This is a genomic window from Vibrio sp. TRT 21S02 (assembly GCF_050113675.1).
Taxonomy (GTDB): domain Bacteria; phylum Pseudomonadota; class Gammaproteobacteria; order Enterobacterales; family Vibrionaceae; genus Vibrio.
Genome location: NZ_JBNJOI010000007.1, coordinates 198,601 through 220,367 on the forward strand (window position 1 = coordinate 198,601; position 21,767 = coordinate 220,367).

The window sequence follows — 21,767 nt, forward strand, 5'->3', positions numbered from 1 at the left end:
TTGACCAAAAAATAGACGATCTCAAAAACAAAACAGAGACACGATTACAGAACGAGATAGCATAAATAGGTTATTTGCATATTTTTCATCATCTTAAAAAGAGCGATGAATGAGATTCTATTTTTTAAGAAAAGGATTTTTAACGTGTTGGCTAAGAAAACGAAGCTTAGTGTCATTCTTGCAGGTGCATTAGGGCTAAGCGGCTGCTTTTGGGACAGCGACAATGATACAAACAGCGCGCCCACAGTAACTTTGGTGTCAGAACAAACCCAAACATATGGACTAAGAGAAATCTCAGTTCAGGTTAATGCCTATGACCCAGATGGCGATGCACTTTCATTTAACTGGGAGCAATTGTCAGGCACACCTGAACTGGATTTAAGTAATATTGATGAACATGGCAACCTTACCGTTGTGTTACCAGACGTCGCCTCAACGGAAACCTTCAAATTACAGGTTAACGTGAGCGATGGTGAGTTCACCGTGAGTGATGAGATTGATATCAATGCAGACAAATCGAACCCGATCCCGTCTGCTAACATCATGGGCAAAGCCACCATTGCCAAAGTAAGAAACTGGCCTATCGCAAATCAACCTAACTTGTCTATCTTAACCAGTGATGGCTCGGTAGGATTGAACCCAATCTGGAAAGTCATTGAGTCACCAGAAAATAGCCAATACACCCTGACAAGTCCTAACTCTCACAGCACTGGATTCTTTGCCGATACATCTGGCGAATATCGCCTGGAGTTAGTCCTAGACAACGAACAAGATTTATCAGCATTTGCTCACTACACCATTAACGTGATTGACGATATCGACGGTGATGGGTTAAGCGATTCAGACGACCTAGACGCCGACGGTGATGGCTATTTAAATGATGACCTCTTCCCACTCGACAAAGCTTCACACTCTGACAGCGATGGCGATGGGGTAAGTAACTACCACCAGCACGATGAAGATGGTGATGGCGTTGTCGATCAACTAGATGGCTACCCATTTGATGCATCCAAAGACAGCTGGCCAGAACACATTGAAAGCCCAGTCAACAATGATGGTATTGCTGTTTCAGAGACGGTGACGGCCTTCCCTTCATTTATCTCTGGAACACTTCAAACCAATAGCGGTTATGACCAAGATTACTACCGCCTCACACTGCCACAAGGCAGAGTTTCTATCCAATTAAAGACATCGCTGCCATTTGCTGGCTTTATCACCTTAGTTGATGCACAAGGTATCCCCGTTGCCTTTATGGAACACACATTACCAGGACAACGGATTATCAGTGCGGTGATCCCATCTTCCGGTAACTACTTCTTTGCGCTTGGAGCAAATATCAGCGAAACCATAGACTATCAAGCTTTGGTTTATCTTGATTCTGACCAAGATGGTCTGTCTGATGAAATGGAACAAGCATTAGACAGCAATTTCCTCAGTGCAGATAGCGATGCTGATGGTGTTAGCGATGGTATTGAATTCTATGGTCGCGCGACACCAACACTTGATATGGATGGCGACGGGCTACCGTCATGGTGGGATCTCGACAGCGATAACGACCTGATTGCAGACCAATTAGAAATGCTCAACGTCGCCTTAGATGTCGATAACGACGGCGCAATCAACAGCCAAGATGAAGACAGTGACAATAATGGTCAACTGGATAGCGTTGAGGTAGGTTTCAACTTTATGGAGCCAAGTAACATTGATGGCGACCAGTTGTTTGACTTTGTCGATGCCGACAATGATAACGATATGGTTGATGATACCTTGGATTCTGAGCCAAATATTGCCATGTTGAATTCGGTTGCTCGCGACAACAAACCACTTGAAATCACCCAAGTGACAGACAGCCGTAACCAAATTACCTTCCAATGTTTACCTTCCCAAAGCGTATCCATTTCGCTATCGAACTTTAACCATTATTCAGGGTTAAAAACGGTGGTACGTAGCCAAGGGGAAAGTTCAGTTATCCCACATACTGTCGAGCAAGACACATTACAAATTGATTGTCAGACACTTGGTATGGGGAATCATCTTCTACTTGTGACTGACGGTGAAACACGTACCGGGGAATACCCGATTGAAGTGTTGCAAGACAATGCGCTGCTACTTAGCCAAGTGTCCTTATCCGGTAATCAATTAACTCTGCACGGCACTAACTTAAATCAGCCATTTGTACTGCACTATTCGGCAGGCACCCTCGATATTGACAACCGTTATTCCGATCAAAGCTATACGCTCACCTTGCCAAGTAACTTTGTCTCTGGTGAAATTTATCTGGATCATGCATACGGCAGCACTCAATCTTTCTACGTGAGCTATAAGCAAACCGCTAGCCACAATGTTACATCTGAACTGCCAACAGGCATTCAACCGGAAGATGTTTATTTATCCACCTCTCTAGACAATGAAGTGCCATTCAATCCTAATGGCAACACATTGGATATTGATGTCGCACAACCTGAAATTGCGACACTATCAAAATACATTGGTGAGGAGATCTACACGCTAGGCTATGCTCCTGTGCTGCCATCTTCAAGCTCAATCCAAATCAATGCCACCACCACCGCGGTTGGTTACTTGTGGCACAGTATTAATAACGACTGGAGCAACGCATCAGCAGAGCAACAATTGCAAGCAATTTACGCCTTAGACAGTGTTCAGCAACTGGGTGAATTAATTTATAACGGGTTAGCCAGTGATCTTGATTACTTGCTATCTGATGAAATCTATTTGTCCCCGCTGTACCAGCAAGCGCTGACAGACATCAAAGCCAGTCTAGTGGCTCAACCCAATGCTCTACGCCAAGGACGCTCCAACTCACCTATCGTGATCACGCCCGAGCAAGAAATTGACGACATTGGCGTAAAAATCGATGGTGACAATCAATTCAATATCGAAAACGACACCAAATTGCATTTGTCTTTTCAAGTGGTGAGTAGTGAAGGTAAGAGCATTTGCCAATATGGCTCTGGGATGTGGAGTTCCAATTTTGTTGGCCCTCAAGAGACCATGTGGCATATCGCTTCGACGGGGATTTGTGGTGGTTCTGTCGTGCAAGACTCAACGGTCCGTGTATTAAGTGCGGGTTCCGACGCAAGCTACGATGCGATGCTGACGCCCGGGCAGATCAGCGCTCATGAAAAAAGTGTTCGCCAGTACCTTGTCGGCAGAACCATCATCGATGGTGTGGTATTGCCTCAGCTAATGTTCATCCTTGACAACGCTGGCCTGCTCACCATCAATAAAAACCAACTTGCTACCATCTTTTTAACCGAAGCTCCTTGGTTTATGACTGAAGTGATGGAATTCACTACAGGCGGTCAATCACTGGAAGAGTTCCGATACGACGTTTTAGTTAAGCTAAAAAATGACTTTTTAAGTTATGGCCCAGTTACCCAAGCCATCTTTAAAGCCGCAGCGCAAAACCTGACCGCAGAAGCCTTAGCCAAACTGGCAGCAAAAGCGGTGAAAAAAGCCATCCCTGTGATTGGACAACTGCTTATCGTTAAAGACTTCACTTTAATGGGAGTTGATATCGGCAAAACACTCACTGATCTTTCATCAGTTGACGTTGTGATAGATTTTCAAGTGGAAGTAGAGCTGGAAGTCACTAGTGTGGAACCTGCGGTGATCATGCCAGATGGAGAACCAAAACAAATCATCATTGACGGACGTGGCTTCCAGCCCGTCAAACCTGATTTTTGGAGCAGTAAAAAGTACCCAATGGTCACGCTCACTAGCACACTTTCAGGTGAAGCCCGCCAATACAAGCCATACTATATCAACCATGACGGTACAGAAATGTGGATCATGGCAGGTGCCAGTTTGTTTAATACCGATGATGATGTGTTTGATCTATCAGTGAAACACTCTGCTTTTGATCTGCCAGCAGAAGAGTTAAAAGAAGCTATCACCGTAGAGGCTGATTTGGTGCTCAGCAGCGTATCCAAAACTCAAGCTGCATCCAATGATATTCTCACCGTAAAAGGATCGGGATTTTCTAAGTTCTCTTCAGAAAATATGGTGATGTTTGGTCAATATCAGGTCGCAATTTTAAGCCTAAGCAGTACGGAACTCTCTTTCCGAATTCCAAAAGATCTTGACCCAGGGACCTATGCAATTAAAGCAAAACGTCTCGACATCAATGACAGTAAATGGTCTAACGAACTTGAAGTAGAGATCGCTGAAGCGGATGTTGTTATTACCGTATGTGACAACGGCGGTTTGAAAGATGATAACTTTGCACTGGATGTAGATGGACAACGTGTGGGACAAACAGCGACCAGTAACAGCAAGTACTGTTTTGCCTTCCCAATAACGCTACCAACTGGGGTACATTCAGCGACCTTAACTGGTCTTGATGCTCCGGATGGCATCGGCACATACAGTATTTCGTTTTCTGGTGTCACCGATGTTTCCGGTGCACCGACATCAGGAAGTGATTTAGTTCCGGGATCTGCCCCTAAGCAATACTCATTTAAAGTGATACAGCCTTCAGCTCCTAGCGTATTTATGGTACCTAAGAGCATTCCAAGACGACTTGGGGCTGAGTAACGTTTACTACTTACTAATAGGCCAGCACATCTGTGCTGGCCTAAGAGATCAAAACAATGGAACAAAAAGATAAGGATTATTGGCAATACGGTGATAAATGGAGCAAAGCCTTTCCGCTGCGCTTACCGCCAGCACAAACCTTACGCACTTTCTTCATTCTAAGTGGTATTTTGTTTGCGCTTTGGGGCATGTCTCTGATCACCTTATATGAAGATATCATTGGCGTTCCCAGTGCGGGTGGCAATAAAGGGGGCGATCCTTTAAATAACTACATCGTCTTACCTTTACTCAGCTACCTTGTCTGGATCTGGCGCTATACCGCCCCATTATCGTTATGTCACTACCACAAAGACAGTTATAATCGGCCCGCTTTAAATACGCGACAACATTGGCTTGCTACAACAGCAACCCTCATTCTAGGGTTTGTTGCGACACTGGTGTGCTACTATCTTCTGGTTCCAGAGCAATACCGATAACAGGCTTAGCGATCTGCTGGGTGATTCACACCATCATTCACAATTACCTCTCCGAGTTCATAAGGGTTGACCCCTTCTAAACATCCGACATTAAAACCATATTCGTTCGGGTTGGAACGCCGTTGATGATGAGTATAAATACCACAGTGGGCACAAAAATAATGCTTCGCCGTTTTGGTATTAAACTGATAGAGCTTTAACGCATCTTTTCCCTTTACTATCTCGATTCCATCTAGGGAAACCGAAGCGACTATCGCCCCTTTGCGGCGACAAATGGAACAATCGCAACGTCTTGGCTTCTCAATACCGTTGGGCAATGACAAAAGCAATTCAACAGCGCCGCAGTGACAACTCGCTTTATGCTCCGGTTTGATTTTGGTCTTTCCTACTTTCTGAATCATCCTAAATTCCTTTTTGAAAGTTTTTACCTTCCACCCGCTAAATCAATAAAAGAACCTGTCGCATACGATGCTTCATCAGACAACAACCACGCAATGGCATTAGCCACTTCTTCAGGAGTGCCTCCTCGTTTTAGTGGAAGGTGAGCGCTAAGACGATCCACCCGATCCGGCTCACCACCATCGGCATGCATATCTGTATAAATACACCCCGGGCGGACCGCGTTCACCCGAATACCAATCTCGGCCACTTCCAGCGACAAACCTTTAGTTAAACTGTCCATCGCCCCTTTCGAAGCAGCATAATCGATGTATTCAAATGGCGCTCCGATTCGTGATGCCGCGGAAGAAACATTCACAATAGCCGAGCCTGCCGACATGGTTTTCAGCGCTTCTTTACAACACAGAAAACAACTCAGAACGTTTGTATTCATTACGGTTTGAAAGCGTTCTGCTGAGATCTCGGTAAGTTTCGCTTGGGTAAATAAAATTCCGGCATTATTGACAAGGTGGGTCACCGGACCAAACACCTGATTTGCTTGTTGAAACAACTCCGTCACTTGATGTTCATCAGCCACATCCGCTTGAACCGAGATAGCTTGTCCACCTTGAGCGCGTATCTTTTTCACTACCTCATCAGCAGCACTGTGATTACGCAGATAATTCACCACAACGGCGTAACCTTGACTTGCCAGCAATACCGCCGTTGCCGCCCCGATCCCTCGGCTAGCGCCTGTAACCACAACAACCTTGTCCATCTTAACCTCCTGTTATAAAAGAAAACCTCATAAAAAAACGAGCCCTTTCTGGACTCGTTTTATATCGTAGATTACTGGTTAACGCCAATCGCTACGTTTGATGGCATACAGACAGTGTCGCTGTAATGGATGTCCTTGCGGAAGTTTAGGATGATTAAAATCTTGTTGTAGGTTCTTCATCTCTAGTTTCATCATCACCTGTTGCGAAGGCTGATTAGGCAACGCAGTAAAAGCATACACGGTATCGAGATTGAGTTGTTCGAAAGCAAACTTGAGCGCTGCTCGAGCCGCTTCTGGTGCGTAACCTTTTCCCCAGTGGGGCTGCGCCAAGCGCCAACCAATTTCAACCAAAGGAGCATTGGGAATACCGCTGTCTTGCGCTTGTTGGTGCAGTCCGACAAAACCAATAAACTCTCTCGTTTCTTTCAGTTCAACGGCCCAAAAGCCCCAGCCTTTCTGATCAATAATGTCAAAAATTCGCTGCGCCATCGCATCTGATTCATCGTGACTCAGCAAAGCTGGAAAATAACGCATGACCTGTGGGTCAGCGCCCATCAGACGAAAAGCTTCGCGATCTTGTGCTTTCCACTGTCGCAAGCGTAAACGTGCCGTTTCCATCACACCAAACTCCATTTTAATCAAGATAAATCGTTTATAACTGGAGAGTGTATTTATAGCAATGAATCGCTTTCCCGTTTAATCGCGCGTAGTTTTTTACGCACTCTCCTTTCAGGAATTGATTGTTTGCGAGAACTTTTTGTGAGGCAATATTATCAGTAGCCGCAAAAGCAACGATTTTTTTAAGACCTATTCGGCGTGCTTGTTGCAGAATTTCATTAACCGCAAATGATGCCACACCACGGCGCGTGTATTGCTCACCGATACGGTAGCCTAAATAAGCAGAAGCCGTTTCCATGCACAAACTGTGTAAATTCACGCGTCCTATCACTTCACCTTCAGTACCACACACCAGCATGGGTAAACATTGACGTTGTCGATAGTCTGAAAGAAAGTCGAGCACATGGCTACGCACCCCTTCAAAACAGTAAAATCCCCCTTCTCTCGGCGGAATAAATTGCTCAAACCATTTTCGGTTTTCACTTTCAAAATCCAGCAGCGATGCGCAATCTGATTCATGTAATAATTTCAGATACATGTTTAATTTTCGTTATATTGAATTATGTGCATAAGACTAGCAGAGTCTGCATAAAAAATCGCCACAAACTGCCGTAAGTTTTATGTCGGACAAATCGGATATCGATCGTTCGTATTCACCCAAAAGCATATAGACATTTAGACGTCTAGACGTTGACAACATCCGCCAGTCAGATTAGTCTGCTCGCCCTTATCATTTATTTAGCGCATTTGAATGTCTGGCTCAAAAAACACAACTCAATCTGCTGCGCCCTCGGCGATAGCCCTCATGCCCTTAGTGGTGTTCCTAGCACTGTTTATTGGCGTTGGAACCTACCTATCTTTACAGGGCGTTGAATTTGCTTTCTACCAGTTACCAGCACCTATCGCCGTACTTCCCGCCATCATTCTGGCTATCGTATTAAGTAAAGAGTCACTTAACCGCGCGATTGAACAATTTATGCGTGGCGTTGGCCACCCAGACATCATCGCCATGTGCATGATCTATCTGTTGGCAGGCGCCTTTGCCGCTGTAGCTAAAGCATCGGGCGGTGTTGATGCAACTGTTAACCTTGGTCTGTCCGCTATTCCAGCGACCATGATCCTACCGGGTATTTTCCTGATTTCAGCCTTTATTGCCACCGCCATGGGCACTTCGATGGGCACCATCGCAGCTGTTGCCCCTGTCGCTTTAGGCATTGCGCAATCAGCAGGCATGAGCCTACCTCTTACAGCAGGGGTGGTGTTAAGTGGCGCAATGTTTGGTGATAATCTTTCCATTATTTCCGATACCACCATTGCAGCAACCCGCTCTCAAGGTTGTGAAATGCGCGATAAATTTAAAGAGAATGTCCGCATCGCCATTCCTGCTGCTCTGTTTGCACTAGTTATCTTCGCCTTTAATAGTGCGGCAACCCAAACACCGGAAACTGGGCCTATTGAGTGGCTTAAAGTGTTGCCGTATATCACGATATTAATTCTCGCAATTTCTGGCCTCAATGTGTTTATTGTCCTCACCATCGGGATTCTGCTTGCAGGTGGCGTGAGCCTAATCAGCACGGAAAGCTATGCGCTAACTGACTTTGGTAAAGACATCTATCAAGGCTTTGGCAGCATGCAAGAGATATTCTTGCTCTCGATGTTGATTGGTGGCTTAAGTGAGCTGATGCGTCGCCAAGGTGGGCTGGCTTTTCTTACTCAGTTGGTTGGTCGCATGATCCGAGTTTTCGGTTCGACACACTCTGCCAAAGCAAATGGTCGCGCGAGTGAAATTGGTATTGCGAGCTTGGTTGCGATGGTGAATGCGTGCACCGCAAACAATACCGTGGCGATCATCGTTTCAGGCAGCGTTGCGCGCCAGCTGGCTGAAGAACACAATGTGACGCCAAGACGCTCCGCCAGCTTGCTGGATATCTTCTCTTGTGTGATGCAGGGAATGTTGCCTTACGGTGCACAAATATTGCTACTCGGCTCCGTATTCAAGCTATCACCCATTGAGATCGTAGCGAACTCCTACTATTGCTTCTCACTGGCTATCGCCGCCATTGTCGCGATTTTCATCAATCACCCAGCGAGAAGAACGGCAACACAGGCCAGCTAAACATCAAAACGAGAAGAGCGCCACTTAGGCGTTCTTTTTGAATCTATGCTATACATCAGAAACGTAAAAGCCCCGATGACTCATTGAGCTATCGGGGCTTTAGAATAAATGGCACGCCCTGTAGGATTCGAACCTACGACCACATCCTTAGAAGTGATGTGGTTTTATGGTTTCAAACGATAACACAAGATTAACCAACAAAATAAAATCAATCACTTACAGCAAACCCAGATAGTAATCATACTACTTAAGATTACATACAACTACACTAAATCACTTCCTTACTTGACTAGTTACTTGACTAACTTTACTGTTAGTCAAGTTGCGCTAGTTCGTGAGTTGAGGTGATGAAATGTTAACTGTAAAAGAGATAAAGGGATTACAGCCGAAGAAAAGTCCATATTACGTGTGGGACAAAACAGGAGAACGAGGAAAAGGTCGGCTCGGAGTTCAAGTCATGCCCTCAGGTTCAATCAACTTCAAATTCCGCTACTTCAAAGGCCCTAATAATGCTCAGTTTATACCTCTCGGGAAATTTCCAGGTATGACCCTTTCCCAAGCTCGTGACCTTTGCAAAGAATATAGTGACCTATTATCTCAAGGAATCGATCCAAAAACCGAACGAAAGAAACAAGCCGAAGAAAAAGCCAAGGAAGAGCGTGAACAAAAAGAATTAGGAACGTTTGAGCAACTCATCAATTTTCATACGCAGCACAAAAAAGATAAAGGTAACCGCTCATATCAAGACGAATATCAAAAAATCGTTGCCAACGTATTCCCTTATGTCGACATAAATAAAAAAGCTAAGGACTTTGAAGCCGAAGATTTTCTCGACGCTTTAGCAATCCCTATAGACCAAGGTTACGATTCGAAAAGCAACAAAATCCGTTCAATTCTTCATGCTGCTTTTAACTTTGCTTTGGAGTATGACAATGACCCCAAATATCGCAATCGAGGCGCAAAATTCGGAATAAAAAGCAACCCTATATCTAATATCCCAACACAATCCGAAAAAGTCGGAAACCATTACCTGTCATGGAAAGAAGTAATTCACCTTCTTTATGACATGGAACATCGGTATGACGATTTAAACCTCGCATATCAAACTAGGCAGGTATTAAGGCTTTGTTTCTATCTCGGAGGACAGCGCCCACACGAAGTAGTAACGATTAAGTGGGCGAATATCAATTTTGCTCAAAGAACAGTTCTAATCACTGAAGCTTTCCAAAAAACTAAGAAGAACCACATGGTTCCACTCACTGAATCTGCGATCAAAATACTAGAAGAAATTAGAGAACAAACAAGCAGTACTAATAGCCCATTTGTTTTCTATAAGAAAACAAATACTGATGAACATATGCCAACTAACACAATTGCTCAAGCGCTAATTACGTACAAAAAAGTGACAAAAGTGAGGTCGTTTGTCGCTAGAGACTTTCGTAGAACGGTAAAGACTTTAGGTGGCGAAATCAAAATCTCAAAAGAGTATCGTGACCGTATACAGGGACATGCCATTAATGATGTGTCAGGCAGACACTACGACATGTACGAATACATCGATGAAAAGCGTTCAGGGCTAGAGAAATGGGAAGAGGCGCTCAATTCACGCCTTGAGGATTATAAGCTCATATACTTTGAGAAAGAGCTTCCTTGGAAGAAGGAGAACCTAACCTCCTAATACAACTATACCCGTGATCATTGAAGATGCTTGATTTCTCATAAAATCAGGATCATGCTACGCACCATGAAAATAATACTGACTCCTCAACAGAAACAACAACTCGAAGAGATGCACGACTCAACTCGTGATGGTCGAGTGCGTGACCGCATCAAAGCGGTTTTACTCGCGTCTGAAGGTTGGAGCCAGGCGATGATTTCTCAAGCTCTTCGTATTCACGAATCGACCGTCGCTCGTCATCTCAGTGATTACGTTCTCTCTGAAAAACTAAAGCCTGAAAATGGTGGTAGCCAAAGCCGACTTTCTGCTGTGCAAACCATGCAACTTATCGAACATCTGGCTGAGAAAACGTACTTTCATACCCACCAAATTGTCGCTTATGTACAAGCTGAGTTTGGTATCCGTTATACCGTTGCAGGAATGAACAAGTGGCTACATCATCACGGCTTCTCATATAAAAAGCCGAAAGGTGTACCGCACAAGTTTGACCCAGAGATGCAGCAAGCCTTTATCGAACATTACAACGAGACGCTAAGAAAAAGTGAAGACCCAGTGTTGTTCATGGATGCCGTTCATCCTACGCAGTCAACAAAACTCAGTTATGGCTGGATACGAAAAGGCCAAAACAAAGTGATTGAGACAACAGGCAGTCGAAGTCGTCTTAATATTATCGGTGCTTTACCGCTCCAAAATATTGGCGCAACCGTGACAGAAACGTATGACACGATAAACAGCGAGAGCATCGTTCGCTTCTTCTGGAAGCTCAAAAAGGAACATTACCCGTTGGAGCAAAAAGTACACCTAGTACTTGATGGTGCCGCCTATCATCAGTCAGAAATGGTAAGAAATGCGGCAAAAGTGCTCAATATCGAGCTTCATTACTTACCGCCATACAGCCCAAACTTAAATCCAATAGAGCGGTTATGGAAAGTGATGAATGAGTATGTGAGGAACAATATTTACTTCTCCTCAAAGGCTGACTTTACAACGGCTATTAATGAATTTTTCAATGTAACTCTGCCAAAAGTTGCAGGCTCACTGGTATCCAGAATTACGGATAATTTTCAGATTTTGAGACCTGCATCTTCAAGTTGAGCGGGTATAATTTTATCTACGAAACCGCCAAAAAAGACTCGATAGCTCAGCCACTGTACCAAGCCTTTGCCCTTTTCGAATTACAGGCGTGGCTGACAACTAACAAAGCGAGCGGTAGCTTGACCATCCCCAAAAATATCAAAACAGTCGTGCAATAACTTGCACGACTGTGAGGCTTTTCTTTAAATACTGATTTATTTTTTTGTCAATTGAATCTTCTTGACGGTCTTTAAGACACCGTTAAATATCTTATCTCTTACGCTTTCATTGATATCAGTTGGTAGCGAGTTTCCGACAGAATCAATCACCGCCCTTGCCGTCGATTCGAACTCATCAAGCAATAAGCGAACCTTTTCTCGCCTAATGTTCGGGACGTTCATAGTGTGAAAGGTATCTTCGAAATGGCGCGGTTGAAGTTGGTGCCACTTCCATTTTCGACCACTAGTACCACGTAAGCTCATTGCCATCTTGATCTTACGCTCACTCAAACCACGCCCACCTGCCAGTGGATGTGCCGAAATAATGTCATACAGTGGTGCAAGCTGATATCGACCAGATGCGGCTATACTTACAGAGAAATTCTTTCCATGCCCGTCAATGGCAGCTAGTAGCCAAAACAATATCTGAGAACGTGCAAAAGTAACAGTATCGTTGATTTCGTATGAGTATCGCAAAATATCAATAGATTCTTCTATGCCGATACCACCGTCAATTTCATATTTTCTAGCTGAGGGAATCCCTTTTGCCTGGCAAAAATCCTCATGGGGCAAGCGCAAGTAATAGCTGTTATCAGAAGATAATTTTCGGTCAAATCGCTCAACAGACAAGGCACGAACATCACCAGCACGAATAATGTCACAGTTTGCCGTTTGAATGCCGAACGCCTTTGCTAGCCTCATACAAATCAACTCATTATCTACACTAGCAGACAAATCAATAACATTGTTCTGAGAAACAATTTCACCTATTGGCAGCTTGATAATATGCGTAGTTGGAGTCATTCCCTGTGGTAGCATCCATCTTCCATCGTGAAACAGTAAGGCTGTCTTTTCCTGCGCTCCCGCTATCGAGATCCTAAAATCATCTTCCTCTTTCAGCATCCCCAAAGGAGCGTCCTCCATATATCCCTTTAGGATTCTAACCAATTCCTTTTCGGATAACGCCTTTGCGGTTATAACTCGATGATCATCTACATCAAAGCCTTCTGGAACTAGCGTGATAGCACCAACAGCATCTCGACCAACCTTAGCTAATAGGTCGAATGGCTGTTTAGTATCTGCTTTATAGCGAGCAGCTATTCTATCTCGTATCTGCTGATTATCTGGCAGCAAGTTATCAAAGAAGTTAATAACCTCACTGCCAGTATACATACCCTTCCTGAGAGGCATAGAAAGCGAGATAGGACGACCATTTGGTGCTGAAACCCAATCCGAATCGTAAGTGAAAACATGTGCGCCGTTTGTGCGCTTTTCAAGTACCCCAACCTTTACGCCATTCATGTAAGCATGAAGTCGATTCACCATTCGTCAACAGCCCCTTTAGTTTCAGTAATGTGCTTGCCTTTAGGCACAATATGCATTTCTAGCCCATTGATAGACAGGAGCTTGAATAATGTTTCTATCGTGGATTTTTCAGGGTTGCTTTCAAAATTTGATACCGTTGCTTGCCGCAGACCAAGATCTGTTTGCTTTAGGCCGTTGTCCTTTCGGGCTTCGCGTAACGCATTGCCGAGGGCTGTCGGTGTGTTAACTAGCATTATGATACCCTTAGTTAGATATGGAGATAGTGTGCATTATATACCCCATAGAGTATATGATGCAAATATACTCTATGGGGTATATTAAAACAATATACTTCACAGAGTATATTTAATATTTATACTCTAAAAAGTATATGAGCAGAAGTTAGTCAGAAATCTGTCCAGAGCACATATCATCCAAGAGTTTTAAGTAAAACGACTTAGTGAAATAGACCAGTCGTAAATAGCTCAACTACATTGTTTGCGATATCTGGTGTAATGCTAAAACTCAAGAGCGCACTATCGTTCGCAACTCAGAAGAGATCCTTCTTAGTTGCCTAAATCACCTTTGCCCCAAACTTTCTTAGGACTACATTGGTACACCGTTAGTATGGCTGCAAAACACTCTGAGCCAATCCTCTTGAAATAAACTAGCGTGCTTGAGCATACCTATTGCATAGACTCATAGTTTTCATGTTGCATTCGCACTATATGCATTGATGAGAATATGTATTGATAATCGGTTTAACACGTAATGTTAGATTTTTCAGTGAATAATTTTCTCTAAATCACAATGATTTAGTTGTAACTGATTGATAAAAATGCAAAATGGCGAGCATAGAGATGAAGCTATTGGGCTAGTCGCCCGAGTATTAAATTTTTGAGGTTTATATTGAAAGTCCTAAAACAAGAAGCATGGGATAAACTACCTTTCCCTGATTGGAGAGCAAGGTTTTTTCTTGAGTGTTTTTCTGAATCTCTATCAGTGGAAACACCACATTTTCATCAAGCCAAGATGATGGGTGTACTTGACTTAGCAAAAGAAGTATTAGAAAACATTAAAGTTTATGAGGAAAATGACAAGGGCAAAGGGTATTTAACTTCATCATTAAAAGAACTTAAGTTAGCTCTTGAGCGAGACGTTGTATCCAAAAGTATTTTTGGTGATATTTTAGATGTTTTCGATGATTGTGCCAAAAACTTTAGTGCTGATAAATTTTCTAGATCGCTTATTATTCAATTAAGTATTCTATGTAAAAGAATTATTGAACAGCATGATTTGTACTTTGATACGATTAAGGCACTCTTAATTGAATCTATTTGTGATAATCGTGATATAAGTGAAAAGGGAAGAATTACAGAAGAAATATACTCATTAACAAGAGCATATGTTACATTTCTTTTGAGTTCTGGGTACTCTCCAACATATTTATTTAATAAGACACAAGTGCTTACTAGAGTGTCCAATTATAATAACAGAATATATAAAGACCAAGTTGATTTTTTCTTTAACTCTTTGGACTGTAAGGTTAGACCGTTTAAGGTATTTTTTGGCATTAAAACCAATAAAAAAGAAACCATTAAGAAATACACTCCAGTTAAAGGGGTTAAGATATTAGATAGCATTCCTGATAAGCACTATACAATATCGACAAAGACGTTTTCAAAATTCTCCCCTGATTTTTATTTTCAAATATCGATTGAGACTTTAGATTATGTTGGTGCATCGCTATTAGCTAATGAAAAAATAGAATCCGAAATTGATCTTTTAAAAACATTACTATCTAAGACTAACTTATCAATCCACGATAATTGCTATGTTGATTATAAAGCTAAAGGGCATACTTACCAACGTGATGTTAATGTCAAGTTGTTAAACAGCTTATTAACTTACGATTTGAGGAATAGTCAATTTAATCAGTATGTTAACTATGATTTTAGAAGCCGATTTGAAATTTCTTCTCAGAAAAAAATTGAGGGTGTTCTTAAAAACTTAAGACAGGTTAAGGAATCCGCACGTTTAGAGCAGAAATTGTTAAGTTTATGGATTGGCCTTGAGTCACTATCTTATTCAGGGGATGAGAAAAGTATAATAGCCTCCGTAATTAACTTCTTGCCAAAATTATATGCAATACAATCAATAAGGCAACGTGTAGAATATGTTCTTATACTGCTGGAGAGTTATCACGTTAGCATTCCAGATACGGTTAAAAAACGTCATAATATTAATGATGATATTTTTTCTAGGAAAATTTCATTGGATGACTTCTACAAAATAGTAACTTGCGAGTCAAGTGCTAAAGAGGTATGTGCATCAATCATTAGTTTAGATTTTTTATATTTTAGGTTTTTCGCTCTTTATAACATTGTTTCCAATAAGAAGGAGATAAGAAAGAGAATTAGTTATACCCGAGAGGATATCGAGAAACAATTATACAGAATATATCAAAAGAGAAATAATATAGTACATGTTGGGTTTTCTGATAGTTTAAGTCACTATGCAATAAACCACCTGTCGGATTACGTAAATACTCTTCTCTTAATTGTGCTTGACACAGTGAAAGGTGCAAATTATTTATCTAACTTAACCTTGGACGACGTAATTCTTTCGAATCAATTAGTTGTTGATAATAAAATAAAATCTATTGATAAGAATCCATTTGATAAAATTGGCGACTTAGAGTTTTCTGTGATTATTTAATATGACAAATAATCAAGATTTCAAGGTGCCTTTCAACCTTTTTTAAACGATTTAGAGCAAGAGGCCAATCACGTTTCTGTCCAAACACGAGTTTGGATTAACTGACTAAGTAGAGCACTGGTCACTCTTAATAGAAAAGCTACAGAGCTAAGCTCTGTAGCCTAGCTAACTCTGCACCAATAGATAGGTCACTCTGAACAGGTGGGGAAATAGGCACTACAGAGCTTCTAGTGAGATCAATACAAAATTAATCGTTATCAGTATTATCAAGAACACTGTTCTCGTAAATTTACAAATAAAATCGCCATTAATTTTTTTGTTTTTTGTTTTTTGTTTTTTTAATATGAAAAAACAAGTTATGTTTGAACACTGTTCTGAAAATTTTCAGTCCTAAACTTACCTATTTACATCCCTAAAATAATACTAGTCACCCTTATGGATAAAGGCTTTCTGGAAAAATAAATTGCTTTAGTTATCCCTAAAAATCCGATGAAGAACAAAGCGGATTTTTTTAATGCACGAAAAACCGCTTTACGTGCAACCCCCAATGCACGAAAGTTCACTTTACGTGCGAAGAAATAAAAAATGTCACACGAAGCACTAAAACTGTCTTTTGCGACACAGCAATTGCTCTCTGCGACAACGAAAAAAAATCAACAAGAGCAAGTTTTGCTCATTTGTTTTTAATTATTCTGGCTTACTCCTTATATTAAATCTATAACCGTTATAATAGTTATAACAGTCATAATAGTTATAACAGTCATAATAGTTATAACATATTTTTTTGAGGGAATGTAGTTTTATTTAAGTCCAAGAATTAATAATTCGATAAATAAAAACGACAATATAAAAACAATTATTATTAAAACAAAAAATTGAAGATATTTAATAGAGATATTATTTCACGAAAAATCATGCTGCTTGCCAGCATGAATATATTAAAATTTGTAATTATTACACAATCAAATTTTATAGTGAACCTCTAACATACTAAATTATTTTATTCTTCAATTTGTATACAGCAGTTCGCGACACGCCAAGCCTTTTTGCAATATCATTCATCGTAAGAGATGGGTCATCATCTCTTTCTTTTAATAGCTGTTTCAACTGTTCACGCTTAGCTGTGTTAGTATTGGTGCCTTGTTTCGCTCCGCTTAGAACGGGGAAATTATTAACTATCGCAAACGCTTCATATCTGCGTAAACAATTTAAGAGTGTCAAAGATTTTTGTATGTTGTTGGAATTCTCTAGCCATATATACGCATCTTTTATTTTCCATAAGTTTGCCTCTATTTCCCCTCCAAGCAATCTAGCAACATCAACAATCCATTTATCGTAACAAGAGGCCGAGTCGCCAGTAGCACGAACCTGCTTGTAAGCATGGGGGTAATGCTCGCGTGCAAATGTAAGTACAGCTTCGGAATAGCTTTGCCAATCAGCTTTATCTCGATCAAGTTTGAGTAGTTCAGACATAATCAATCTCGGTTCTATTGAGAATAAATTAAGCCAACGGAAAAAAATTCTTGCATCCAGGTTTTCTTTGCCTTGTTTATAGTCTTCTAGCTTACTTTGCGCATCTTCATCATCACTATGGCGATAGACGGCAGAAATCAATCTTCTTGTGGCTTTCTTATATGCTAAAGCACTCCTAGAAGAGTGATGATCTCGACAATAGTATGGAGACTGATTCACTCGTTTGTAGCAAAGCGCACAGAAAGGTAAAGCCAAAGTAGTGTGTTTTGTTTGAGTATTGTCAGATGATGGCCTTTGAGGTGTCAATCCCTTCGCTTTAACGAGCATTTGCTCAATCACATCAATGTATTCGATAACTTCATCGTTTTGATCTTGAAGTAATCCTTTTGGTGAGAGATTCGATGTTGGGGTTCTGAAGCTAATAAGCTTATCAATTGATGCAGACAACCCTCCTGCAAAACGAACGAACTCCTTAATGGTATTCGGCTTTCGATCCGCAAAAGTCTTAAGAAAACGAAGATTTAACATTAACACTTCAGACACTTCTAACTCTAAATCAACATCAAATGCTTCAATAACAGATATACCATTTGGACTCTTCTTTTGAGTTAGCTTTTTGTTTTCACTTCTAGATCGTGCTTCAAGTTTCTTAAGGTTGTCCTCCAGTTTCTTTTCAAGTACTACCGCAGCTACCTTATCCATCAGTGTAAACCCCATTATGTCTTTTCTTTAATCTACAACACTTGCGTTTGTTTTCATACGATTACATCAAACAGAAACATAAAAACAAAAATGAGAAGAATAAAAATGATAGATAGTAATTTTATAAGAGTTAGTGAGTTGGCTACGTACTTGAACATAAGCAAAGTAACAGTTTGGCGTTGGAGAAAAGAAGGTCGCCTTCCTGCTGCTCGTGCAATCAGCCCGAAAATTGTGGGCTGGAAACGAGAGACTATTGAACGATGGCTCGAAGAACAAACAACAGAGCTACCGTACTAAGAGGTATAAGTGAATGAACATACAAACTAACGAACGCACTTACATTACAGACTTACGTACCAAGCTTAAGCAGCAATTTATTCAAGAGATGCATAACGCGAACAAAGATCCCGATAAAGGCATTACCTTCGACGTAATGCTTGACGCTTACGAAGCTGCAAAAGCGGAAGGAAAATGTTTTGAGAACCCAGCCCAATTACAAGCCGCGGTTGGTGGGAGGTATGTAAAAGCTCAAATAGCATTTCAAGTACTCGCTTCTGCTCAACCTAATACGAATCGATATAATCGAGAAGTTCCTCAGTGGTTTTCCAGCCCACTAGAAGCCGCACTAAAACTCGACATAGTGGCATTGTGGCAAGCTGTAGAGAGTGACATTGCTAGTATTGTAGAAAGTCGAGTAAAGATAGCAGAACACTGTTCTGAACAGAAACGACTACAAGCATTACAATCTAGTGAGTTGGTCGAAGAGCTTCAAGACAAACTTGATGAGCTGAAAGAACTACCTGCGCAACTTAGTGAACTAAAGATCGACAATGAGCGCTTAAAAACCGAAGTGAGCAGACTTGAAAACAAAGCCTCAACTTTACAAGCTAGTTCAGACTCTTCATTTGCCTTTCAACGCGACAATGCTGTATTGGAAGACAACAATGCGAAGCTTAAATCTGAAAATCAGAATATGAGAAAAGAACTTGAGCGAACTGCCGCCCTCTTGCAAGAAACGCTTATCAAGAAAGCTAACTTAGAAGGTCGCTTAGAAGAACGCGGCGAGTTTTCTAACACTACCAACGAAAACGCGCCCTCAAGCTAATTCTGAATCACGATGAACCATTCCCACTCGTGGGAATGGCTATAAAATACTACCTAAAATCGAAATTTAATGCACAGAATGCTGTTCAGTGCGATCGCAAAGGTCAACTTTATGTGGATATTGGAATGAACAATGTTCGCGCTATCACACATTAAAAGCGAGAAGACTCATGTTTCGTTTTTCTGTCGCTATTCCCATTACATCGAAATCGTCGACTCAATTCTCGAAGCGTTTGCAGCCGAACAAAGCTTAGTCATTGAAAGCAGAGAAAATTCCCCCACAAATTAAAGCAAGATCCCATAGCACCTCACAAATCACTATCGAACCGCTGACTCATTCCCACGCATGGGAATGACGACAAAGAGAGTCCAACTACGAACTGGTTCCTAAAGTGCAGACCGCGAGTTAAGAACCACCCTTTTTACAAGCTTAGCGCCTATCTTGACTAATAATCTTCTCCAAAATTTCTTTTTTATATTCAGTAAGTAATGCTTCACTCTCTAGCTTTTCTATTTCGTTGTTCAAATGTTCACCATGAACTGGAAACAGATCCAACAGTTCTTTATGTGCGACTATTTGAACATTAATTTCAACGATTTTGGTGTTTAACTGATCTTGGTATTGTCGCTCTTCGCTAACAGGCTCTGGCTCTAAATACCCTTGGCCGACTCTATGCTTTTCTTGTGTGACTTTTTTGCCCCCGACGGCAACAAATTGAGCGTTATTTATTCGAGGAGGGCTTAATCGCACAACCTTTCCTTCTTGTTCGAGTATTTTCAAAATTCGATAAGACTGATTATTAAATCTCTCAATTTGTTCATCAGTACAGTAATACTCATCAAGCATCGGTTTAAGCAGTGCTTGGTAGCTATACAGGTCAAAATATTCGTCAGTCTCAAAAGACTTAAGGCTTTTGAGGCCGATTTTGTATAACTGCATTGTCCCAACTCTCATACATAAACACCTGCTGTCACTTAAATATTGGTATAATATATTATACTAGGATTATTTGGTCAATCAGTTGTTAGATAGCGTATAAATATGGAGTTATGTACACTTGATAAAGTAGTAATGAAAAAGAATAAGAAATGAACAATCTGGCAAAAGAAATATCAAAAAACATTGCAGCTCAGAGACAGAGATGTGGTTTATCAAGCACTGAAGCAAGCTTAAAAGCGGGATTTAGCAGAAGCTACCTAAGTAAAGTTGAGAAAGATGGTGTCAGAATCACAATTGAAAAGCTTTATCAGCTAGCTCGAGTTCTCGATTGTGAGGTGGCTGATCTTTTACCCAAAGATCGACCTGACTTACTGGATTAGGAGAAGCTTAAGCCCTTAAGCTTTTTCACGAACAACTACACTGCTCTCGCAGTGTAGATTTCTACCTGTGTAGTTCCTTTACCTATTTTAGAAAAACACCATCCACTTCACTGATAAGTCAGTATCTTTTCTGCTTTTATGCATCCTTTGGTATAGTCATGAAATGCATTTGTACTGAGCTGGCTAATCGCATGAAATCGACAATTAATAAATCAAAGCTATCTGAAACCGACATCATCACGAAATTCATTCTTCCTGCTATCAAAGATGCTGGATGGGATGATATGTCTCAAATCCGTCAAGAGGTAAAACTACGTGACGGTAAGGTCATCGTTCGTGGTCAGGCAGCGGCGAGGAAAAAGGTTAAGTCTGCGGACATCGTCCTTTACCATAAACCGAGCATGCCTCTAGCAGTTGTCGAAGCAAAAGCGAATAAGCATGAAATCGGCAAAGGTATGCAACAAGGGCTTGATTACGCCAACCTACTTGAAGTCCCTTTTGTCTTTGCCTCAAATGGTGACGGTTTTATCTTCCACGACAAAACCAACCCAGCTCAACTCGAAACTGAAATTCGACTTGAAGACTTCCCGACACCTCAGCAACTATGGGGCAAGTACTGCGTTTGGAAAGGCTACAAAACCGAGCACCTTCCTGTCATTACTCAAGATTACCATGATGATGGTAACGGTAAGTCTCCGCGCTACTATCAACTACAGGCGATAAACAAAACCGTTGAAGCGGTAGCAGCAGGACAAAACCGTGCACTCTTGGTTATGGCAACGGGTACGGGCAAAACTTACACTGCTTTCCAGATTATTTGGCGACTATGGAAATCCCGAGCCAAAAAACGCATCCTGTTTTTGGCGGACAGAAACATTCTGGTCGATCAAACTAAAACCAATGATTTCCAACCGTTTGGCCCAGCCATGACCAAAGTCACAGGGCGAACAGTCGATCCCGCTTACGAAATCCACCTAGCTCTGTATCAAGCTCTGACAGGGCCAGAAGAGCATCAAAAAGCATACAAACAGGTCGATCCTGATTTCTTTGACCTTATTGTCGTTGACGAGTGCCATCGTGGCAGTGCCGCTGAGGACAGCGCATGGCGCGAGATTCTTGAATATTTCGGTTCAGCGACTCAAATAGGGCTAACCGCGACACCAAAAGAAACCGACATCGTGTCTAACACCGAGTACTTTGGCGACGCCATTTATACCTACTCTCTAAAGCAAGGTATTGAAGACGGTTTCTT

General features: G+C 41.6%; 18 protein-coding genes. 10 read left to right on the forward strand and 8 right to left on the reverse strand.

Annotation, left to right across the window (positions count from 1 at the left end):
• Positions 1 to 144 precede the first annotated feature (144 nt).
• Both ACQEXU_RS11960 and ACQEXU_RS11965 read left to right on the forward strand, forming a co-directional pair.
• Entirely contained in the window at positions 145 to 4,557 is a 4,413-nt protein-coding gene (locus ACQEXU_RS11960) for an IPT/TIG domain-containing protein (protein WP_427010980.1), read from the forward strand.
• 56 nt (positions 4,558 to 4,613) lie between these two features.
• A complete protein-coding gene (locus ACQEXU_RS11965) occupies positions 4,614 to 5,033 on the forward strand; it encodes a hypothetical protein (protein WP_427010981.1) in 420 nt (139 codons plus the stop codon).
• A 5-nt stretch (positions 5,034 to 5,038) separates the two neighbouring features.
• Here ACQEXU_RS11965 and ACQEXU_RS11970 read toward each other — a convergent pair whose 3' ends face one another.
• The 4 genes from ACQEXU_RS11970 to ACQEXU_RS11985 all read right to left on the reverse strand — a co-directional run bounded on the left by ACQEXU_RS11970 (position 5,039) and on the right by ACQEXU_RS11985 (position 7,345).
• On the reverse strand, positions 5,039 to 5,434 hold the full coding sequence (locus ACQEXU_RS11970; protein ID WP_427010982.1) for a GFA family protein: 396 nt from the start codon (positions 5,432 to 5,434) through the stop codon (positions 5,039 to 5,041).
• Positions 5,435 to 5,457: 23 nt separating this feature from the next.
• Positions 5,458 to 6,189 (reverse strand): SDR family oxidoreductase, encoded by a 732-nt coding sequence (locus tag ACQEXU_RS11975; RefSeq protein ID WP_427010983.1) that lies wholly within the window; start codon positions 6,187 to 6,189, stop codon positions 5,458 to 5,460.
• Positions 6,190 to 6,267: 78 nt separating this feature from the next.
• Positions 6,268 to 6,807 (reverse strand): GNAT family N-acetyltransferase, encoded by a 540-nt coding sequence (locus ACQEXU_RS11980; protein WP_427010984.1) that lies wholly within the window; start codon positions 6,805 to 6,807, stop codon positions 6,268 to 6,270.
• Positions 6,808 to 6,841: 34 nt separating this feature from the next.
• Positions 6,842 to 7,345, reverse strand: a complete 504-nt coding sequence (locus ACQEXU_RS11985; RefSeq protein WP_367988515.1) for a GNAT family N-acetyltransferase — start codon at positions 7,343 to 7,345, stop codon at positions 6,842 to 6,844.
• A 213-nt stretch (positions 7,346 to 7,558) separates the two neighbouring features.
• On the opposite strand from ACQEXU_RS11985, the gene ACQEXU_RS11990 reads away from it, so the two are divergent.
• The 3 genes from ACQEXU_RS11990 (at position 7,559) to ACQEXU_RS12000 (ending at position 11,696) form a co-directional block, all read left to right on the forward strand.
• Complete coding sequence (locus ACQEXU_RS11990) at positions 7,559 to 8,923, forward strand: Na+/H+ antiporter NhaC family protein (RefSeq protein ID WP_427010985.1); 1,365 nt, start codon at positions 7,559 to 7,561, stop codon at positions 8,921 to 8,923.
• Positions 8,924 to 9,275: 352 nt separating this feature from the next.
• A complete protein-coding gene (locus ACQEXU_RS11995; protein ID WP_074544455.1) occupies positions 9,276 to 10,601 on the forward strand; it encodes a tyrosine-type recombinase/integrase in 1,326 nt (441 codons plus the stop codon).
• A 66-nt stretch (positions 10,602 to 10,667) separates the two neighbouring features.
• Positions 10,668 to 11,696 (forward strand): IS630 family transposase, encoded by a 1,029-nt coding sequence (locus tag ACQEXU_RS12000; RefSeq protein WP_427010986.1) that lies wholly within the window; start codon positions 10,668 to 10,670, stop codon positions 11,694 to 11,696.
• A gap of 194 nt (positions 11,697 to 11,890) precedes the next feature.
• Here ACQEXU_RS12000 and ACQEXU_RS12005 read toward each other — a convergent pair whose 3' ends face one another.
• Together ACQEXU_RS12005 and ACQEXU_RS12010 are read right to left on the reverse strand one after the other, a co-directional pair.
• A complete protein-coding gene (locus ACQEXU_RS12005) occupies positions 11,891 to 13,219 on the reverse strand; it encodes a type II toxin-antitoxin system HipA family toxin (RefSeq protein ID WP_072603483.1) in 1,329 nt (442 codons plus the stop codon).
• Positions 13,213 to 13,452: a helix-turn-helix domain-containing protein gene (locus ACQEXU_RS12010; protein ID WP_017788886.1), complete on the reverse strand. Its 240-nt coding sequence runs from the start codon at positions 13,450 to 13,452 to the stop codon at positions 13,213 to 13,215. Before ACQEXU_RS12010 ends, ACQEXU_RS12005 begins: the two co-directional genes overlap by 7 nt.
• Positions 13,453 to 14,107: 655 nt before the next feature.
• On the opposite strand from ACQEXU_RS12010, the gene ACQEXU_RS12015 reads away from it, so the two are divergent.
• Positions 14,108 to 15,916, forward strand: a complete 1,809-nt coding sequence (locus ACQEXU_RS12015; protein WP_074544456.1) for a hypothetical protein — start codon at positions 14,108 to 14,110, stop codon at positions 15,914 to 15,916.
• Between the two features lie 990 nt (positions 15,917 to 16,906).
• On the opposite strand, the gene ACQEXU_RS12020 is transcribed toward ACQEXU_RS12015, so the two are convergent.
• Positions 16,907 to 18,091 carry an HTH domain-containing protein gene (locus ACQEXU_RS12020; RefSeq protein ID WP_074544496.1) on the reverse strand — a complete coding sequence of 395 codons (1,185 nt, stop codon included), beginning with the start codon at positions 18,089 to 18,091 and terminating at the stop codon, positions 16,907 to 16,909.
• 105 nt (positions 18,092 to 18,196) lie between these two features.
• On the opposite strand from ACQEXU_RS12020, the gene ACQEXU_RS12025 reads away from it, so the two are divergent.
• Together ACQEXU_RS12025 and ACQEXU_RS12030 are read left to right on the forward strand one after the other, a co-directional pair.
• Entirely contained in the window at positions 18,197 to 18,388 is a 192-nt protein-coding gene (locus ACQEXU_RS12025; RefSeq protein WP_074544457.1) for a helix-turn-helix transcriptional regulator, read from the forward strand.
• Between the two features lie 13 nt (positions 18,389 to 18,401).
• Positions 18,402 to 19,196, forward strand: coding sequence for a DNA repair protein (locus ACQEXU_RS12030; RefSeq protein ID WP_074544458.1), 795 nt, complete (start codon positions 18,402 to 18,404; stop codon positions 19,194 to 19,196).
• Positions 19,197 to 19,625: 429 nt separating this feature from the next.
• Here the strand turns inward: ACQEXU_RS12030 and ACQEXU_RS12035 are convergent, their stop codons facing one another.
• Positions 19,626 to 20,150, reverse strand: a complete 525-nt coding sequence (locus ACQEXU_RS12035) for a hypothetical protein (RefSeq protein ID WP_025612551.1) — start codon at positions 20,148 to 20,150, stop codon at positions 19,626 to 19,628.
• Positions 20,151 to 20,284: 134 nt separating this feature from the next.
• On the opposite strand from ACQEXU_RS12035, the gene ACQEXU_RS12040 reads away from it, so the two are divergent.
• On the forward strand, positions 20,285 to 20,515 hold the full coding sequence (locus ACQEXU_RS12040; RefSeq protein WP_025571346.1) for a helix-turn-helix domain-containing protein: 231 nt from the start codon (positions 20,285 to 20,287) through the stop codon (positions 20,513 to 20,515).
• A 191-nt stretch (positions 20,516 to 20,706) separates the two neighbouring features.
• Positions 20,707 to 21,767, forward strand: a 1,061-nt coding sequence (gene hsdR, locus ACQEXU_RS12045; RefSeq protein WP_427010992.1) for an EcoAI/FtnUII family type I restriction enzme subunit R, incomplete at its 3' end; no start/stop codon positions are given.

Excerpts from the sequence above, each read along its gene's own strand:
- ACQEXU_RS12020 (WP_074544496.1), bottom strand. The coding sequence starts at position 18,091 with ATGGATAAGGTAGCTGCGGTAGTACTTGAAAAGAAACTGGAGGACAAC.
- ACQEXU_RS11980 (WP_427010984.1), bottom strand. The coding sequence starts at position 6,807 with ATGGAAACGGCACGTTTACGCTTGCGACAGTGGAAAGCACAAGATCGC.
- ACQEXU_RS12010 (WP_017788886.1), bottom strand. The coding sequence starts at position 13,452 with ATGCTAGTTAACACACCGACAGCCCTCGGCAATGCGTTACGCGAAGCC.
- ACQEXU_RS12005 (WP_072603483.1), bottom strand. The coding sequence starts at position 13,219 with ATGGTGAATCGACTTCATGCTTACATGAATGGCGTAAAGGTTGGGGTA.
- ACQEXU_RS12040 (WP_025571346.1), top strand. The coding sequence starts at position 20,285 with ATGAACAATCTGGCAAAAGAAATATCAAAAAACATTGCAGCTCAGAGA.
- ACQEXU_RS11965 (WP_427010981.1), top strand. The coding sequence starts at position 4,614 with ATGGAACAAAAAGATAAGGATTATTGGCAATACGGTGATAAATGGAGC.
- ACQEXU_RS12030 (WP_074544458.1), top strand. The coding sequence starts at position 18,402 with ATGAACATACAAACTAACGAACGCACTTACATTACAGACTTACGTACC.
- ACQEXU_RS11985 (WP_367988515.1), bottom strand. The coding sequence starts at position 7,345 with ATGTATCTGAAATTATTACATGAATCAGATTGCGCATCGCTGCTGGAT.
- ACQEXU_RS12000 (WP_427010986.1), top strand. The coding sequence starts at position 10,668 with ATGAAAATAATACTGACTCCTCAACAGAAACAACAACTCGAAGAGATG.
- ACQEXU_RS12035 (WP_025612551.1), bottom strand. The coding sequence starts at position 20,150 with ATGAGAGTTGGGACAATGCAGTTATACAAAATCGGCCTCAAAAGCCTT.
- ACQEXU_RS11975 (WP_427010983.1), bottom strand. The coding sequence starts at position 6,189 with ATGGACAAGGTTGTTGTGGTTACAGGCGCTAGCCGAGGGATCGGGGCG.
- ACQEXU_RS11995 (WP_074544455.1), top strand. The coding sequence starts at position 9,276 with ATGTTAACTGTAAAAGAGATAAAGGGATTACAGCCGAAGAAAAGTCCA.
- ACQEXU_RS11990 (WP_427010985.1), top strand. The coding sequence starts at position 7,559 with ATGTCTGGCTCAAAAAACACAACTCAATCTGCTGCGCCCTCGGCGATA.
- ACQEXU_RS11970 (WP_427010982.1), bottom strand. The coding sequence starts at position 5,434 with ATGATTCAGAAAGTAGGAAAGACCAAAATCAAACCGGAGCATAAAGCG.
- ACQEXU_RS12025 (WP_074544457.1), top strand. The coding sequence starts at position 18,197 with ATGATAGATAGTAATTTTATAAGAGTTAGTGAGTTGGCTACGTACTTG.